Raw genomic sequence first — 17,308 nt, 5'->3', positions numbered from 1 at the left:
TGCAGACTGCCGCGCATATGACGGGCACAGTTCCCCTGTGACAAGGTGTCGATTACTTGGCATCGGAGTTTTTTCGAACCTTGATGTGATAGGTTGACTCCGCAAGATTAATCAATTCCTCACAAGCTTCATGACGAAGACTTTCCTCCTGAAGAGCACGTTGAAGCTTGCGATTTTCGGCACGCAATGCAGCGAGTTCTTTCTCCAGTTCATTGAGAGACTCATCAGAGTCTTTTCTTAAAGAGGGTTGTTCTGTACTCATAACTTTATCATTTATATGATACTTATCAAGCCAAAGAATCAGCAAACGACGGCAAATACCCGTACGCTTGGCAAACTGATATTTCGTTTCGGAAGTCGATAAATACTCACGAATATACGACATTCGTTCAGATTCTGTGTAAGGAGTGTACTTCTTTTTTAATTCTTCCATGTGAATTTCGAATTTAAGAAGTGTCAACTTATTCAGTACACTACAAAATGTACTCCTATTGTCTGACTTTTATCTCCTTAACTCCACTTCAAAGCTAGCACCATCTTTACAACTGAACTGCAAAACTGTTTGCTTCTTATCAGAAGAAATCACCTTGCAAAACGGAGTTTCTTCTACATTCCATTGCCCTTTTATCGTTACAGTCACAGGTATTTCACTACTGGCATTTTCAATCCATGGTCGTGAATAGATACTACGTTCGATGCGTTTCCCATCTTTATCAAACGCTTCATCGCTTGGACCGCGATACAAAGCTAAATCCGGTTGTGCCACCGTCAACTTAATCTTATCAGCAGATCCTTTATGAATCATAACCAGACAGGAAGTATCCACACGTTGTAATAAACCACCCGGCAATGTCGTTTCAGGAGTTTCAAACAACACATAAGAAATGATCTGTTCGGAAACGGACTCTACAATATGTGCATTCCGGTCTTGCTGTAATACCTTATAAGTGGGCTTCTTTGCAAATTTCTTCATCAGAGTTTCATTCGTCTGAGGCAGAACAGCGTATTCATAACTTCCGTTTTTCGGTGCCTTTCCATGATCTACAACCAAAGAAACCCAATCACCCTTTGTTTCCTTTCCTGTATTTTGCATTCGCGAGTATTGAGGAAAGTTCTTCTCAAACCGGATGGGAGTTGGAACATAATAACCCGTTCCCAAATGGTCCACCCATACTTTCTTATCTCCTTGATAATTTTTCCAATAATCATGCCCTGCTTTATCAGTAACTGCCAATTGGAAGATAGTCGTTTCTGTCGGGAACTCCGTATTTGTATTTTCAATATCCGAACCAAGACAGACAATCATTCCATCGATGAAATGGTAAGATTTACGTGCCCGATGTGATCCGTTGTACTTATCATGCTCATGTAACTTCATTCCGAAATTACCATTCATCTTCTGTTGAGACAAACCACCGGCAAAAGCCTCGTCGGAGTAAAGCATCTCTTCCATTCCAGAGTAACTATCCACATTGAGCACCTTAGCCTGCAATTGCTCCAATGGCAAATGAATAGATGTCACTCCCGGAATACGGTTCCAGTCAAAACCTTCCTGCTGCCAGCCGCTAGTGGCGGGAGTTACTGTCTGTCCCGGTGCAGCAGTCAATATTTGCAAACTGCCGTGTGCCAGGTAGCGACCGTATAGATTTGCTCCCAGATAATGTTCTGCCGCCCATAGATAACGGGAATGTCCACGTGCCACAGCCGACCAATTGCTACGACGTTGAACAGAGACGCAACCATATCCCATCGCTATATTTCCCTGCGGGTCCGGTTCCAGACGGAAACCTTTCTCTATAAGAAGTTTTGCCACCTTACGTTCTTCAGCATTTGAAACCTTAGGCATATATTCGGGAGAGTCATTTGCAATACTTGGGTCTGAAATCAGACGGAGGTAAGAAGAAGCCATTTCACTATCATATTCCTCCTTTCCATCGGGAGAACCGGCTAAAGCCATCATAGCAAAATGCATAGGAACCAGTTTACCTTTTCCATCCGGATGACGACCGGACATGGAAAGAGGGAAGTTCAGCTTATTGCAATAGAAACGCATGGTCAACAGTACATTTTTCACTGTTTCATGAGCTAACTCGGAAACAGCAAATTCCGTCCGGCTGAAAAGATAAATCATATTGGTTGCTCCATCGAGTCCGCCCACAGCATAAGCCGGATAGTTATTTCGATGATGGAAAGCACCTCCGTCTACTTTAAACGAACCGGATAATCCCAATGCAGGACGGCAACCAAAATCAATCCAACGGGAGAAAGACCGGAGATATTGTAGTTTTTCCGGTGTATCTTCCATCATTAAAATGCTGGCAATGCGTCCGGTGGTCTGTGTATTGAAAGAGTCCATATCAATTCCATTGACTTCCGGTTTAGGGTATACTTCGTTAGTAATCGCATACCAGCGTAATGTCCGTTCGGCTTCCTGAAGTTTCCCGGTTTCCCTAAGCACATCTTTCATCAGAAAATATGCCAGGTACAGACCGCGAACACTATAGCCATAATGATGGATATTTCCCCAACAACTACCATAAGCTACCCCCTGATCGGTTATGTGATCGTACATTGCTAAGAACTTCTTCTTCATTTCTTCCCGAATCACCGGATTTGCCGCATTATTATATGCAACGGCAATTCTTTTCATCAGGTCGAAATAAGCACGCATTTCCACTCCCATTTTAGTCAGCATATCTTTATCCCAGTTCGGTATGATCCGTTCATAAGCTTCTGAAGCACGTACCATGTAGATAGGTACTCCCGATACTTGGCCGTTCTTGTAAGTTATCTGATAGAAATCATATTTCTTGCGGATGGTTTCTACTTCTTTATCTGCCGTTTTCCCTTTCGTGTAGATCATATCACGAAAACGCTTTTCCAACAGTTGCATTTCTGCTCTTTGCTTATCGTCTACAGGAGTCAATTCAATATCAGGTTTCAAAAGCGAGTGTTGATAGACAACCAGCCAATGGTTGGTGGTCCCGGCATTGACAAAAGGAACTTGCAGATCGGCCGTCTGTTGACGTGCATCAACCTTAGTAGCCGTAATCAAATGATCGATGAAAAGGCTTCCTTTTGAATTTGGAGCAATAATCCGGAGTTCATTCATGCCTTCTTCCGGTGTGCCTTGCATATCACGTTCATAGCAAACCCATGCGGCACGCCAACCACTGAAATTAATACCAAAAGGGAAAGATGTGCATCGTTTGCCGTCTTTCAGAAACTGAAACTCAATGGTCGCATCTTGGGGAACTTCATTATAAACCCACACAATAAAAGCCGAAAGATATAAATCCTTGCCGGTCGGATCTTTCTTCTCAAACTTCAGGTCTTTCTTGAGTTCCAATATTCCACCCGGTTCAAATGTCCATTCCAACGAATGTTTTCCATCTTTATAATGCAGATCAGATACCGACAGGCGGGAATGAGTAGCGGTGATACAATCCGGTATTTGCGGTTCTTCAAAAGAAAACATCCGTTCATCTGTTACAACTTGCGCATGAAAGAATGCTGAACACAAAAGAGAAAACAGAGTTGTCACTCCAAATTTAGTAAAAGGTTGTTTCATCATGGAAATATAGTCTTATTAGGTTTTCAGTATATAAGTCAAAGTATAGTCGCTTTAAAATCTGTAAAGAGTACGTGATTCTGCAAAAGACGTAAACCGAAGTGTCCGTCACCTTCACTACCCGCAAGGGTATAGCGGAACAACTCTTCATCATTCACAGAATAAGTTGTGATTCCCTTTTCCACTCGAATCCGAATCTCATACCACTGATTGGGGACGAGTAAATGAGAGGCATCGGTATATTCTTTCAATAAAGGTTTCACCTTGTCATCTGCCACTCCATAATATTCTCCTTTGTATCGACGGAAACGGGTCGTTGAATTATCATTTCCTCCGTATCCAACGTAGAAAAGGTTTAATGTGTTATAGTTTTTAAAGATGCCGTCACGCCACTGACTACGAGCAAAAAGATCATCAGGGTATTTAGGATCATTGGCAGCCCAGAAGCAGTTCAGATCACTCAAGCGGTCATACTTTCCACCTTGCATCACCATACAAATACGATAACTTATTTCATAATCGCCCGTCAATCGTTGCCGATACCACATAGTCAGTCCGTCCGGAACTATCAATTCTAATGTATCTGCACGTTCTATTATCTGCAAAGCATGGGATGCATCTTCTATTTTCCATTGCTGCACAAAGGAAGCTTTGTGTTGTGCCAAAAGCACCACACTATTTAAGAGAAAAAAAGTAATCAAACTGTAGCCTATAAAAAATCGCTTCGTCATTACGGTATTAGTTTAAAGATTATTCTTCCGAATACAAAGAAACCCCTCTTTTCGAAAAAAGAGGGGTTCAAATTGTACAAAATATCTCAAATAACGTATTGACTGATAATTTGCATTACCAATATCTTATAGTTTTTTCATCAACAAAATTCTCATACCATTTCTGGTTTGAAGCACCCTTACTATCTACCCATTTAGTAAAATCAGGATATGCTTCTCTAAATGGTACACGTTCATAAGCATGACGTGTGCCAACCGGAAGTTTAACTCCCCAAGTGGAACCTTTGGTATTTGAATAATAAACATTTGCATCCAGTGTAGTGTCACCCGCAACCAATGCTTCATATTCTGCTTTGTAAGCAGAAGTCGGTGCATAACCCCTCATGTGTATTTCTTTACCACCGTTCACCTTAATAAAGAAATTCTGTCTATTAGTATCTAAAATCAACTCTCTAAATGCTGCAAGCTGAGCATCTCTTTCAGCTCCAGTTAATCCTTCTTTACCAATCAGTCTAACTTCAGCACGCAACATAGGTAGTCCTTCTCTTACTTTTCCTTGTGTTACCTGAAACATATCCTGATTATTATCCATCAAAGAAGTTAAACCATCCAGTGTAATAACAGTTCCTTGTGCTTTATCCACTGTCAATATTGCGAAACGCGGTTCTTTGCGAGTATCATTACTCCAATTCCAATTTTTATTTTCAACTTTCACTATATTTTTTGTAGAAAGTTCCTCTTTAGCTAAGTCTGTCATTGTTCCCTGACCACCTTTTAGTACAAGGCTTGCAGTAATCCGATCAACATACTCGCTTTTCAAACCATCCAGTACAACACCTAACACAGTCGGGTATATACCACCTACAGCACGAACATCCAAAGTCAACAACAATTCTTCTTTACCTCCTACAGTCTCCATCATCTGTTGACTATGACATTCAGTCACCTTCAAGTCATACTCGAATACAACATCGTTGAAATCTTCATCATACCATGAATCCAGTTGAATAGGCCAACCATCTTCGAACATCACCACACCTGTGTTATGATAGAAAAGATAGCCTTGGTCCGTTTCATTTGTCGGCTGCACTGCATCTTCAGGAAGCGCAAGAGTTACCGATGCCAGACGGTTTGTTTCAAAATTGAAACCAGTACTCTGATCTACACCACGACTAACAGGAGACAAAGCAAATTCTTTTGTAGCTTCTGTTCCCGAAACTGTATTGTATTTCATATACACTTTCTCGCAAGCAGCAGGAACATTCAACGTAAGAGTACGGGAATCTTTCACTAATACATCTCCCACAAGCAGACTCGCTTCAGAACCACTTTTATCGGAATATACATTCACAAGTGCAGAAGCATTTACCGGGTCAACAGTTCCCGAACCATCGTTACCTTTTTCCAACTCATTATCAGAGCAGGAAGTAGTAACCAACATTGTCCCCATAAGGACATACACCAAACTTTTAATTTTCATCTTAATTTAATTTTTAAATTTATTGTTTGTTTTTGTTTCGCATGAGAACCTGGCTTATCACACTTATTTCCAGGCTCCATTTGTTAACTTATCAAAAATATATTTAACTCCTAATAGCTTTTTGCTTGCTTTTATTTGTAATTTCAATCCTTTCCATCGAGAATAATCACAAGAGCTAAAATAGGGCTCAAAAAGCCTGTTCATGAACAATGGATAATATATACAAGTTATTTCGTATATTTGCATTAGACAGAACATTCAATACAACAAATATAGAGCTTTTATTCCGAATATACAAGTTCTATATATAAATATATCAAGGGAAATGGATCAAGTACTGTATGGTATAGATTACATAGAATATTATTTCTATTGGATATATTACAAGTTTATTGGCTATCCTTTAATCATAAGAATATGCTCAATTGCTGTAATGTTTTGTATTATTGCGTACTTATTTCTCCTATTCCATATTATATATGGTATATTTAAAAGGCGAAAAGAGAAACGGAAATACAATAAAGCATTTGATAAGTATTATGAAGAAATGAAATCTATCTCACTAGATTCCAACACATTGAGTGAAGAAGAGATAGCTGACAGATTAGAATATGATACGAAAAAGCGCCCGAAACCTAACGAGTTACGCATTATCACTCAACTATTAACAGAAATCAAGAGTGTGCATGAAGATGAGATCAATGAACTAAACTATCAAACGATTCAAACCGTATTCCAAATCACACGTTTCCTTGAACGCGAACTTCAATTCGGTTCCAAAAGATCAAAGATACAAGCTCTGAAACTTATTCAGTCCATCAATGGCTATGCCTCTGAAGCGGTATTGGTGCGTTTCCTCTATCATCGTGAACTAGAACTAAGAAACTCGGCACGCTATACTTATATGTGGTTAAGCCAGGGTGACCCGTTCCGCTTCTTCGACGAAGACATCGGCATGAAGTTAAGGCAATGGGACATGATGGAGTTACACGCTATCTTGGAGCACCGTAAGAAAGTGGGATATAACACACCCACCTTTATTAAATGGGTGAATACTTCAGCTGAAGAAAACGTTAAGATATTCTTTATCAACGAAATCCGGCTATATAATGAAACCGAAAGTGCCCCAATTCTCGCGAAGCAACTCAATGCTCGTTCTGTGGAAATACGAGGTGAAGCGATCAAGACTTTAGGTAAACTAAAATACAAAGAGGTTGAACCTAAGCTGATTGAAATGTATAATGTACAACCGGAAGAAGTCAAACGACAAATCATTTCGGCTATTGCGGATCTAAAGACCGATAAGGCTTTAGGATTTCTTTACAATGCTTATGATGAAGCAGATAACTGGGGAACCAAGAGAGTCATACTCAAAGCCCTCTATGAGTATAGTGCAATGGGAAGGAAAACATTCGATCAATTGGAAAGAAAAGCAGATTCCCACACAGCTATATTGTTTGCCCACACCAAGCATCCGTTAATCAACCAGTAAAACTAGAGAACATGAGAGATATAATATTTACATTCTTCAATTATTTCGTATTCTTTTATACGAGCATGCTGGCGATATTCTTCGTCACATTCGCCTTCCTCTCTTTCATTTCTCTAAAACGGAGAAAGGATTACTATGTGGAAAGCTATATACGGAAAACAATCAAGGAATCCCCCTATACACCGGGCATTTCGGTAATTGCTCCTGCCTTCAATGAAGAAAAGACAATCATTGATAATGTGAACTCCATGCTTGCATTGGAATATCCGCTTTTCGAGGTGGTTATTGTAAATGATGGAAGTACGGACAGTACATTGGAAAAGATGACCGAATATTATGAACTGGTAGAAGTGCCCTATGCTTATATCGAGCGAATCAAAACCAGACCGTTCCGAAGACTCCTCAAATCCTCCAACCCGAAATACAGCCGACTCATCGTTGTAGACAAAGAAAATGGAGGAACTAAAGCGGATGCATCCAATGCGGGTATCAACGTTGCTTCTCATCCTTATTTTATCTGCACGGATGTGGATTGCATTTTGGAAAAGTATGCTCTTTATCGTTGTATCTCGCCCATTATATCTTCAGAAAAACAAGTAATTGCAGTCAGCGGAACGATGTTGATGGCTAACGGATGCGTCGTGAAAGACGGACAAATCATAGACGTTAGAACTCCCCGTACACCGATTCCACTTTTCCAGAATCTGGAATATATGCGCTCTTATCTGATTGGTAAGATGGGATGGTCCGCTATCAATGGTATGCCGAATGTTTCCGGTGGATTCGGTCTTTTCGATCGTTCGGTAGCGATTGCAGCCGGAGGATACGATGCTCCCTCTTTTGCCGAAGACATGGACCTCATCACCCGCATGGTAGGATATATGTGCGACTTCTCCCGTCCTTATAAGATCGTACAGATTCCTGATACTTGTTGTTGGACGGAAGGACCTCCCAACCTGGCAATGCTTTACCGGCAACGTACCCGTTGGGCACGGGGATTGTTCCAGACACTTAATATCCATCGTAAGATGATTTTCAAAAAGACGTATAAACAGATGGGACTGTTAACTCTGCCTTATATGTTCGTTTTTGAGTTTCTGGCGCCGATCATCGAGCTCGTCGGTTTGATAGTATTTATCTATCTGGCCTTTACAGGAGCAGTCAACTGGAACACGGCATGGATGATTTACCTGACGATCTATACGTTCTGCCAGTTCCTTTCCATCGTTGTTATTACCTACGACTACTATGTCGGGATGCTATATAAAAGAGGATATGAATATCTGTGGATTATCATTGCGTCCATATTAGAGCCTATCTTCTATCATCCCATCATCACTTTCTGTTCATTGAGAGGATACCTCAGTTATCTGACCAATAGAGACTTCAAGTGGAAAAACATGGAACGTAAGGGATTCAAGCAGAAAGAAGAAAGTGCAGACGGTACTGATATAACGGCAATGAAGCCCGAACCTGCTACGATTTAAACAAGAAAGAAAGATTAAAGACAAGATAGAATGAACAGAGAATTTCTCCATAAGATCACCATATTAGGTTGTCTGTTTTTACTGATAACCTCTTCCTCCGGGACCGACAACGGATTCCAGACACCGGAGCAATATGCCCAGATTGTACAGGAGCATTTTGCGAACGAGGAATGGGAAGCAGGGAAAGAGCTGTTGGAGGAGGGCCTTCAGAAATACCCGAATGTTTCTGACCTTGAATGGCTCATGGGAAAATACTGGTTCCACGAAAAGAACTATGATCAGTCGCGTTATCATCTTGTCAAAGCGATAGATGACAATTACAACAACGTCAATGCCAAACATCTGCTGGTAGACGTAGAAGATATCACCGAAAATTACTCCAGTGCTATTTGTTACGTTAATGAGTTGCTGGAAGTGAATCCGTATTGGAGAGGTTTATGGCGAAGAAAGATTGAACTGTACCGCAAGCAGAACAACGATGTGGAAGCAGACCGTCTGTTGAAACGAATCAATCAGATTTACCCGAACGATACGATTCTAAGGAAGGATTATATCTACAGCATGGAGGTAGGCTACCAGCAAATGAAAAAAGGCGGTAACCGAAAAGAGGCTATCGAAAAGTTGACGGAGCTCATCAAAGTATCTCCTCAAAACGAAGAATATTATCTGGACATCATTAACCTGCATTTACAGGAAGGAAACCGGGAAGCTGCTCTAGGCTGGTCATCCAACGGTTTGGCTGCCATACCGGGAAGCGGTGCGCTTATCGTCAAAAGGGCGAGTATCCTTAGTGAATTGGCACGTTATCCGGAAGCTCTGGTGTTTATACGCGAGCAAATGCGAAGAAACAACAGCCCTGCCATACGGCGTATGTATAACGACCTGTTAATGGAGGCTGCCCGAGCAGAGAAGCAGCGGGATCCTTATGTATTATATGGCATGGCCTACGAAGGAGGTAATAAGAACAAGGAAGCATTAGACTACCTGCTGAACACTTCCGTCACCCGGGGATATACCGATGACGCACTCTTCTATATCAGAGAAGCTAAAAAACAATATGGCAACAATGATAAAGGAATTCTTTATAAAGAATATATGCTTTATCGCCAGATGAATGAGGATGATCTTGCCTATTCAACGCTGAAAAAGATGTATGAGATGTATCCTGATGATTATGATATTACGCTTGCCATGAGCGCACAACACATGAAGAAAGCTGAAAAACTGATGGAACTTGGTCTGTACGCAGAAGCATTGCCGCACGTATTGTTCGTTTCTCAAAAACATGTAGACGACAATGAAGTGAACGGTGCCGCATGGGAAAAAGCCTTGAGTTGCTATATCAATATGAAACGTTACAATGAAGCACTTGCAACATTGGACACCATCACTCTTCACTTCCCTGATTACGAAAACGGCACGTTGAAAAGGGCATTTATTCTCGATAAAATGGATAAAACCGAAGAGGCTTTGCAACTGTATCTATCTGCCATCGAGCAGAGTGATGAGGATATGCGCATTTTCTATGTTATCGGATACGAGGAACTAGCAGTGCCGTACATCAAGAAATGTATGGAAGCCGGAGCTACGAAGAAAGCATACGAGGAATCTGTTAAGCTAATTAGCCTGAATCCATCAAGCGATCTCGGATTACGGTATGCCATCAATTCGTCCGGTTTACTCGGAAAATACGATGAATTCGAGAAATATACAGTACAAGGAATCAATTATTATCCTGAAGAACCATTCTATCAGGCTAAAAGAGCTACCGTGCTTGAACGTGACAAGAGATACGAAGCTTCTTTGGAATTCCTGAAGCCGATACTCAACAAATACCCGAGCAACAAAGAGATTATAGGCGCATTCTCACAGAGCAGTGAATACCGTGCCCTGCAACTGACAAAGGCCAAAGAACCGGAAAAGGCTCTCGCTGTTCTTGATACAGCTTTGCTTTATGACAGTCAGAACAAATCATTGAAGTACACTAAGGGAGTGGTATATGAAGCCAACCGTCAAGCGGATTCAGCCTATTATTACCAAAAGTACTACGAGCCATCCATCATGGAATATCGCTCTTTCCAACGACATTTATCGGGCCTTAGAAGCATGATGCTCAAGAATGAGATTGCTTTGACCTATCTCCGTGCACGCTACGGAGAAGAAGATATCATTACCTCTGTTGCAACAGCCGAATATACCCGAAAAGGCCAGAAGAACAGCTACACAGGACGCCTCAACTATGCAGGGCGAAGTGGCTCGGCAAGCGACAGCATGGAGGCTGAAGAACAGACACCAGGAGGGGTTGGCATTCAGGTACAAGGTGAGTGGACGCATCACTTCTCACCGAAGTGGAGCCTCACGGCCAATGCAGCCTTTGCGACCAAATACTTCCCGGACATTACCGCCGATGTTGCCGTTCGGCATTATCTCAAGAATGATTGGGAAATAGGCGCACACGTAGGCTATAGACGCGTAGCCGCTTACACAAAGCGTTATGAATGGAACGATGAATTCTTTGCAGGGGGCACCGGAGATAACGGTTATCTATTTACCGGTTGGAATGAATCAAAGACCAATCTGCTCACTGTAGGCGGAGAATTAGCCAAAACCATCGAAGTCGTTCGCCTCAACACGAAGCTGGACATGCATTTCTTCAACTCCAACTTCTATTACAATGCTCAGATTGGCGCCAAATACTTCCCGGCTAATGACGGAAAGACGAATATCAACGCTATGGCAAGCATCGGATCGGCACCGGAAACGGCCGTACTGGACTATGCACTACCCGGCTCTTTCTCCCACACCAATACCATGGTGGGATTGGGAGGCCAGTATATGGTCAGTCCTAACATTACCATAGGCTTGATGGGTACCTGGAACACCTATTATAACCAAACCAATACGGTGCGAGGGACAAGTCCGTCCAACCAGATAGAATCCATATCGACACGCTATAAAAACTTATATAACATTTATGCACAAGTTTATATTTCATTCTGATACGCTTGACCCTGTATTGGCAGGAATGATATGTATTTGCTGCCTTTTATCCGGCTGCCGTATGCAGGCACGCACGGAGATGTTCCCATCTAAAGAAGGGTATCTCGTCACCATTGGTGAGGATCCGACCGACAGAGACACCCGGTGGGCGAAATACCTGTACGAACATCTCAAGAAGCGTGCAAACGACGATGAAATAGTAGCTTTTGGCGTTTCCGAAATGGACATGTGGCGCATCATCATACAGATAGACCCAACATTGCAGAGAGGATTCAAAGTAGCCTGCAAAGGCTCTGATATCAGACTGACCGCAAGTGACGACAAACAAATGTTATGGCTGCAATACCAACTGATAAAGAAGATCAGCAAAGAAGACCCGCGTATAGACGGTTCGGATCTTCCTCCCGCCCTTATCAATCTCAACGATACTTGCGGAGCTTTTGCATTTGACTATCAAAGTATTTATTCTCCATACGGCCTGAACGCCGATCATACAGGCGTTATCGGCCTGGACAACTTTGACGACAGCTGGGGAATATGGGGACACAACCTGCGAAAAGTCTTGGGAAAAGATGCAGAGAAAGTATATGCCACCATTCACGGGAAGACAGATGACTCACAACTGTGTTTTTCTTCCGAGGATATGTATCGCCAGATAGAAAGTTACATCGTAGATAACTTCGGTGAAAAGGGGAATTTCCGTTTTGTAATCGCACCGGATGATACTCCGTACGCCTGTACGTGTGCCACCTGTACCGCATTGGGAAATACAGAGAAGAACGCAACTCCCACCGTTACGGAACTGATCCTCCGCCTGTCGCAGCGTTTTCCCAAACACACGTTCTTTACGACTTCCTACCTGACTACGCAACAAGTCACAAACAAGCAGCTCCCGCCTAACGTCGGGGTAATTGTCAGCGCTATCGACTACCCGCTCCGCCGGACAGACGGCAAGGACGAGCAAGACAAGAAATTTGCGGAACAACTCGACAACTGGAAGAAAGTAACGAACAACATCTATATATGGGACTATATCAACAACTTCGACGACTACCTCACTCCTTTCCCCATATTAAAGATAGCCCAGCAAAGACTCCAACTTTTCAAACAACACGGAGCCAGCGGCATATTTTTCAACGGAAGCGGCTACAGCTATTCTTCTTTCGATGAAATGAGGACTTTTGTATTATCAGCCCTTCTTATCAACCCGGAACTTCCGGTTGATGAGTTAATTAAAAGCTATTTCAATCAGGAATACCCGGTATCCAAAAAATGGCTGTACGATTACTACACAGAGCTAGAAAACAACGCCCAATCTGGAAAGCGGCTCGGACTTTACGCCGGTATCAGAGAATCGGAAAAAGGATTCCTCTATCCGGAGAAGTTTATCAAATTCTATGATGAAATGGGAGATTTTGTATCCGAAGCAAAAGGGAAAGAGCGCAAAAAGCTGCACGAGCTCCAGACCGCCTTGTCTTTCACGCGCATGGAATTAGCACGTGACCACAGTTTCGACGCTTACGGATATGCCAAGCGGAATGGAAAGGATATTCAACCGCTTCCCCAAGCTCGTAAATGGGTCACCCAGCTCAAAGAGCATCAAGCATTTGCCGGAATGGAATATTATAATGAGTCAGCTTATGAGATTGACTATTATATAAAGGAATGGGAACAATATATACTTGCTTCCGACATAAAGAAAAGTTTGTTTCTGGGAATGCATCCTTCCGCAACCCCTAAACTAAATAAAAATGATTCAAAGAAACTGACCGATGGCACTCACGGTTTACCCGGAGACTATCATTGCGGTTGGGTTATCATTCCGGGAGAAGAATGTACCATCAACCTGCCGGTTAAAGGACTCAATGCATCAGGAACATTCTATATCAGTTTTCTGAATCTTCCCCGCCACCGCATCTATGCTCCACAGCAAGTTCAACTGTTGAAAGACGGAGTAGCCTATAAAACAATAGACTTAAAACCGGAAGACTCCCCAGAAAAAGGAGAAATGATGAAAGTCACCGTTCCGGCAGACTTGAACGGAACAGAACAATTAAGCATAAAAATCAGTTGTTTAAAGAAGCTGGGAACGCAAATGGGTATCGATGAAATTGCATTCATCCCTTAAATGCTGAAAAAGTGATATAACAAAAATAAATGGCAACAATGAATAAATCTATATTCTATATTTTACTACTGACGGCACTTCCGCTCTGCTTTACAGGGTGCAGGAAGGAAGTACGTCCCACCAGCATGACGATAAAAGATTCCGTCAGACACTATTACCCTATCAAGCAAGGTCAGCAACTCGATATCATGTTTACCATCACCAACACGGGAGATGCTCCGTTAATCATTTCAGAAATGCAACCTTCCTGTGGCTGTATCATTCTGGATAAAAGTTCGCATATCATCATTCCTGAGGATGGTATCAGGCAATTCAAGGCAACCTACAACAGTATCAAGAATGTAGGCGAAGTGGTTCACCGCATCCGGATTTTCGGTAATATGCTCCCAAATGGAAAAGCAGAACTAAAATTTGATGTTAACGTAGTCCCCGACGCAGATTATACACGTGATTATGAAGAACTCTATCAGGATTTCAACACTAAAAACGGCATTGTCAGGGAAATGGTAGACGGAAAAGAATCCGAACTAGGATATTATGTAGGAGAACCCTAATAATAAGTATTAAGTATCAAGTATTAAGTATTAAATGACTGGCTAATACTTGATACTTAATACTTGATATTGATACTTATCTCTACGGATGTATTTCTTTGAATGCGGCATTTTCTTCTTTCACATTCTGAATAGTCTGTTTTAACTCCCCAATCGGCAAGTCATATCCATACCAGCCTGTATAGCAATCCACCACATACCATTTCCCGTCAGCCTGCAATTCGAACTCAACACGCAAATCCACTTCGGACTCTTCATAGCCCGCTTCAAAGATTTTGTGTTTCGGTTCATTCAGCGTAAACTTGGAAACATAAATACCTCCCTCTTCCTGGGTGATACGCTCTTCCTTCATAGTTTCACTATCCAGCAACGGCCACTTTTCCCGAGTGAAAGGGAATGTTTTCTCGGTTTCTCCGTCATCTGCCAACAAAGTGATCGGAGTCTTTAATGGGAACTTGATACGAGTATACTGGAAGGCTGCACTGGAAGTAAATTTATCCAAAAAGGATTTGAAATCTTCACCGTCTTGTGTAGTCAGTTCACTATCGGCTTTTGCCTTGGAACTATTACCGCAGGAGATAAACGAAACACCTGCGAGCAGCATCATAGCCAGCAAGCAGCATACAAACTTTTTAGCTCTCATAATACTATATAAATTAAGAGTTTAATTAACGGCGCAAAGATAATGACAAGTTTGGCATCTTGGTTATTTTAAGAACTAAATCTTTGTATGTTTCAAATATTCATAACCGAAGCGACAGTACAGACACTTTCGCTTATCACAGTACTCTTTTTGCAACTGTATCAATGCCTGACTATCCGCCGCACTGACAACCGGAAGCCCGGCATCACTCCACGAACGGATAATATGATTGCTCTCCGCCTTCAATTCTTCCAGAAAACGTCCGGCACGTTCACACATTCGTTCATCTGCCTTATGCAATCCGTAAGTATAAAGAAAAGGAACCACTGTATTAATGATAATCAAATCCTTGGAACGCTCTCCCATCGTCTTTTCCTTTTGTGAAGAAAGTCGCCCGAATAAATAATGATTCTCCCAATAGGAAGACGTACGTGTATCCAGTAAAGCTCTCACATCCGTCAGAGTATCCGCTTCCAGTAAACGTGAAAACAGCCTATCTCCTTTCTGATAGAGATAGGCCAACTGCGCCAAGCGAATATGCGGAAAGTTTTCCGGACGAAGCCGTAGAAAACGCCATAAAGTAGCATCCATCCCCTGCCCGATTTCAAATTTTCGCTGCAAATAACGAAACTCTTTGCAAAGACGAATACTATACTCGTCTTCCTGTTCCTTTTTCAGAAACGTTTCTTCCAACAATCCCGCCAAGCCATAGAAAAAAGCCTCTATCTGAAACAAATCATTCCGGTGCTTATCCATCGCACGAAATGGCAACAATCCCGCCCACGTTTCAAAAGTATCTCCATTCAAGCCGAAACCGAAATTACGGGCAAGGGTGATAAAGAAAGCATCTTCCCAATTATTGTTGCAAAGTTCGAGACGCTGCATGATTAACTGTGCTTTCTGCTCCAAACGCTCTGTTTGCAAAGCGGTCAGCCAGGAATGGATGGTAAGTTTGGGAAGAGAAGCAAGGATAGGATAGCAAGCCGGATAATGATCGGCTACGCAAAGTTCATGATAATGGGATTGCACATTTTCCGGACAAGTCAGCAATAGTTGTGGTATCTGTTCACCGTTGGTACGGGTTATTTCCGTATCCGCCTCGCTCACCACATGGAGAATCACAGAATCATAGGCTTTGTCGCAATCATGCCCGTGGCGAAACCAATCGGAAGAATGTGTATGTATTTCTATATTCCCTACCCATAAGGCACCATCAATCTTTAGTTTCGCGTTAAAAAAGTCGGGACCGGCATTCGGGTTTTGCAGACCGGAGTCAATCACTTCTACCGGTAAGCCGTTGGTGGTTTGCAGTACTTTCAGGGGAAATAATTTATGTTTCCACACGTAGTGGAGAAGATGTTCCATGTTAACAAGACGTTAATGTGCGCTGCAAATGTAATAAAAATCTTATCTTTGCGACTATTATTTTGAATATAAGTCAGAAAACAATGAAAATAGCACTGATCGGTTACGGAAAGATGGGCAAAGAGATAGAAAAGGTTGCCCGTAGTCGCGGACATGAAATCGTCTGCATCATTGACATCAATAATCAGGATGACTTCGAATCGGAAGCATTCAAATCGGCCGATGTGGCCATTGAGTTTACCAATCCGATGGTAGCTTACAGCAATTATATGAAAGCGTTCAAAGCCGGTGTGAAACTGGTATCGGGCAGTACCGGATGGATGGCCGAGCATGGCGAAGAAATCAAGAAGCTCTGCACGGAAGGGGGTAAAACACTCTTCTGGTCGTCCAACTTCAGCCTGGGAGTCAGCATCTTCTCCGCTCTCAACAAGTATCTGGCTAAAATCATGAACCAGTTCCCTGCTTATGATGTCACCATGAGCGAGACACATCATATCCACAAACTGGATGCTCCCAGCGGAACAGCCATTACATTGGCGGAAGGTATTCTGGAAAAGCTGGACCGTAAGGACAAATGGGTGAAAGGCACTTTCCTTGCACCGGACGGAACCATTAGCGGAACCAACGATTGCGCCCCTAATGAACTTCCTATCGCCTCTATCCGCGAAGGAGAAGTGTTCGGCCTTCATACCATTCGCTATGAATCTGATGTAGACAGCATAACTATCACGCATGATGCCAAAAGTCGTGGTGGATTTGTATTGGGAGCCGTACTGGCAGCCGAATATACTGCCACACACGAAGGTTTTTTGGGCATGAGTGATTTATTCCCATTCTTGAACGACTAAGATTTCAGA

General features: G+C 42.4%; 12 protein-coding genes. 6 read left to right on the top strand and 6 right to left on the bottom strand.

What is annotated here, in order from left to right; translation table 11 throughout:
• Window positions 1-52: 52 nt before the first annotated feature.
• The 4 genes from HMPREF9010_RS12165 to HMPREF9010_RS12180 form a co-directional block, all read right to left on the bottom strand.
• Window positions 53-433 (bottom strand): hypothetical protein, encoded by a 381-nt coding sequence (locus HMPREF9010_RS12165; protein ID WP_004304438.1) that lies wholly within the window; start codon window positions 431-433, stop codon window positions 53-55.
• A gap of 69 nt (window positions 434-502) precedes the next feature.
• Entirely contained in the window at window positions 503-3,574 is a 3,072-nt protein-coding gene (locus HMPREF9010_RS12170) for a chondroitinase family polysaccharide lyase (protein ID WP_008649010.1), read from the bottom strand.
• A gap of 35 nt (window positions 3,575-3,609) precedes the next feature.
• Window positions 3,610-4,302 (bottom strand): DUF6250 domain-containing protein, encoded by a 693-nt coding sequence (locus HMPREF9010_RS12175; RefSeq protein ID WP_004307492.1) that lies wholly within the window; start codon window positions 4,300-4,302, stop codon window positions 3,610-3,612.
• Between the two features lie 115 nt (window positions 4,303-4,417).
• The gene (locus tag HMPREF9010_RS12180; RefSeq protein WP_008649009.1) at window positions 4,418-5,782 is read right to left on the bottom strand and encodes an LruC domain-containing protein; all 1,365 of its coding nucleotides are present in this window, start codon (window positions 5,780-5,782) and stop codon (window positions 4,418-4,420) included.
• A 325-nt stretch (window positions 5,783-6,107) separates the two neighbouring features.
• On the opposite strand from HMPREF9010_RS12180, the gene HMPREF9010_RS12185 reads away from it, so the two are divergent.
• The 5 genes from HMPREF9010_RS12185 to HMPREF9010_RS12205 are packed head-to-tail and all read left to right on the top strand — an operon-like array spanning window position 6,108 to window position 14,443.
• Window positions 6,108-7,274, top strand: a complete 1,167-nt coding sequence (locus tag HMPREF9010_RS12185; protein ID WP_008649008.1) for a HEAT repeat domain-containing protein — start codon at window positions 6,108-6,110, stop codon at window positions 7,272-7,274.
• An 11-nt stretch (window positions 7,275-7,285) separates the two neighbouring features.
• On the top strand, window positions 7,286-8,761 hold the full coding sequence (locus HMPREF9010_RS12190; protein WP_008649005.1) for a glycosyltransferase family 2 protein: 1,476 nt from the start codon (window positions 7,286-7,288) through the stop codon (window positions 8,759-8,761).
• A gap of 30 nt (window positions 8,762-8,791) precedes the next feature.
• The gene (locus HMPREF9010_RS12195) at window positions 8,792-11,761 is read left to right on the top strand and encodes a hypothetical protein (protein WP_008649004.1); all 2,970 of its coding nucleotides are present in this window, start codon (window positions 8,792-8,794) and stop codon (window positions 11,759-11,761) included.
• Window positions 11,736-13,889 (top strand): DUF4838 domain-containing protein, encoded by a 2,154-nt coding sequence (locus HMPREF9010_RS12200; RefSeq protein ID WP_032852683.1) that lies wholly within the window; start codon window positions 11,736-11,738, stop codon window positions 13,887-13,889. The genes HMPREF9010_RS12195 and HMPREF9010_RS12200 overlap by 26 nt, the downstream gene beginning before the upstream one ends.
• Before the next feature lie 38 nt (window positions 13,890-13,927).
• The gene (locus tag HMPREF9010_RS12205) at window positions 13,928-14,443 is read left to right on the top strand and encodes a DUF1573 domain-containing protein (RefSeq protein ID WP_004324271.1); all 516 of its coding nucleotides are present in this window, start codon (window positions 13,928-13,930) and stop codon (window positions 14,441-14,443) included.
• An 82-nt stretch (window positions 14,444-14,525) separates the two neighbouring features.
• Here the strand turns inward: HMPREF9010_RS12205 and HMPREF9010_RS12210 are convergent, their stop codons facing one another.
• Window positions 14,526-15,086, bottom strand: a complete 561-nt coding sequence (locus HMPREF9010_RS12210) for a hypothetical protein (RefSeq protein ID WP_008649001.1) — start codon at window positions 15,084-15,086, stop codon at window positions 14,526-14,528.
• 75 nt (window positions 15,087-15,161) lie between these two features.
• A complete protein-coding gene (locus HMPREF9010_RS12215; protein ID WP_008648999.1) occupies window positions 15,162-16,451 on the bottom strand; it encodes a DUF2851 family protein in 1,290 nt (429 codons plus the stop codon).
• An 83-nt stretch (window positions 16,452-16,534) separates the two neighbouring features.
• Here HMPREF9010_RS12215 and dapB point away from each other — a divergent pair, with 83 nt between their 5' ends.
• On the top strand, window positions 16,535-17,299 hold the full coding sequence (dapB, locus tag HMPREF9010_RS12220) for a 4-hydroxy-tetrahydrodipicolinate reductase (protein WP_004307500.1): 765 nt from the start codon (window positions 16,535-16,537) through the stop codon (window positions 17,297-17,299).
• Window positions 17,300-17,308: the final 9 nt, after the last annotated feature.

Source organism: Bacteroides sp. 3_1_23, from assembly GCF_000162555.1.
In the GTDB taxonomy this organism is placed as follows: Bacteria; Bacteroidota; Bacteroidia; order Bacteroidales; family Bacteroidaceae; genus Bacteroides; species Bacteroides ovatus.
The sequence above is the reverse complement of the archived record's forward strand: the minus strand, read 5'-3'. Positions and strand labels throughout refer to the sequence as shown.

Bases quoted from the DNA above. Each gene is read 5' to 3' on its own strand.
- HMPREF9010_RS12195 (WP_008649004.1), top strand. From the start codon at position 8,792: ATGAACAGAGAATTTCTCCATAAGATCACCATATTAGGTTGTCTGTTT.
- HMPREF9010_RS12180 (WP_008649009.1), bottom strand. From the start codon at position 5,782: ATGAAAATTAAAAGTTTGGTGTATGTCCTTATGGGGACAATGTTGGTT.
- dapB (WP_004307500.1), top strand. From the start codon at position 16,535: ATGAAAATAGCACTGATCGGTTACGGAAAGATGGGCAAAGAGATAGAA.
- HMPREF9010_RS12210 (WP_008649001.1), bottom strand. From the start codon at position 15,086: ATGAGAGCTAAAAAGTTTGTATGCTGCTTGCTGGCTATGATGCTGCTC.
- HMPREF9010_RS12165 (WP_004304438.1), bottom strand. From the start codon at position 433: ATGGAAGAATTAAAAAAGAAGTACACTCCTTACACAGAATCTGAACGA.
- HMPREF9010_RS12190 (WP_008649005.1), top strand. From the start codon at position 7,286: ATGAGAGATATAATATTTACATTCTTCAATTATTTCGTATTCTTTTAT.
- HMPREF9010_RS12215 (WP_008648999.1), bottom strand. From the start codon at position 16,451: ATGGAACATCTTCTCCACTACGTGTGGAAACATAAATTATTTCCCCTG.
- HMPREF9010_RS12200 (WP_032852683.1), top strand. From the start codon at position 11,736: ATGCACAAGTTTATATTTCATTCTGATACGCTTGACCCTGTATTGGCA.
- HMPREF9010_RS12185 (WP_008649008.1), top strand. From the start codon at position 6,108: ATGGATCAAGTACTGTATGGTATAGATTACATAGAATATTATTTCTAT.
- HMPREF9010_RS12175 (WP_004307492.1), bottom strand. From the start codon at position 4,302: ATGACGAAGCGATTTTTTATAGGCTACAGTTTGATTACTTTTTTTCTC.
- HMPREF9010_RS12205 (WP_004324271.1), top strand. From the start codon at position 13,928: ATGAATAAATCTATATTCTATATTTTACTACTGACGGCACTTCCGCTC.
- HMPREF9010_RS12170 (WP_008649010.1), bottom strand. From the start codon at position 3,574: ATGATGAAACAACCTTTTACTAAATTTGGAGTGACAACTCTGTTTTCT.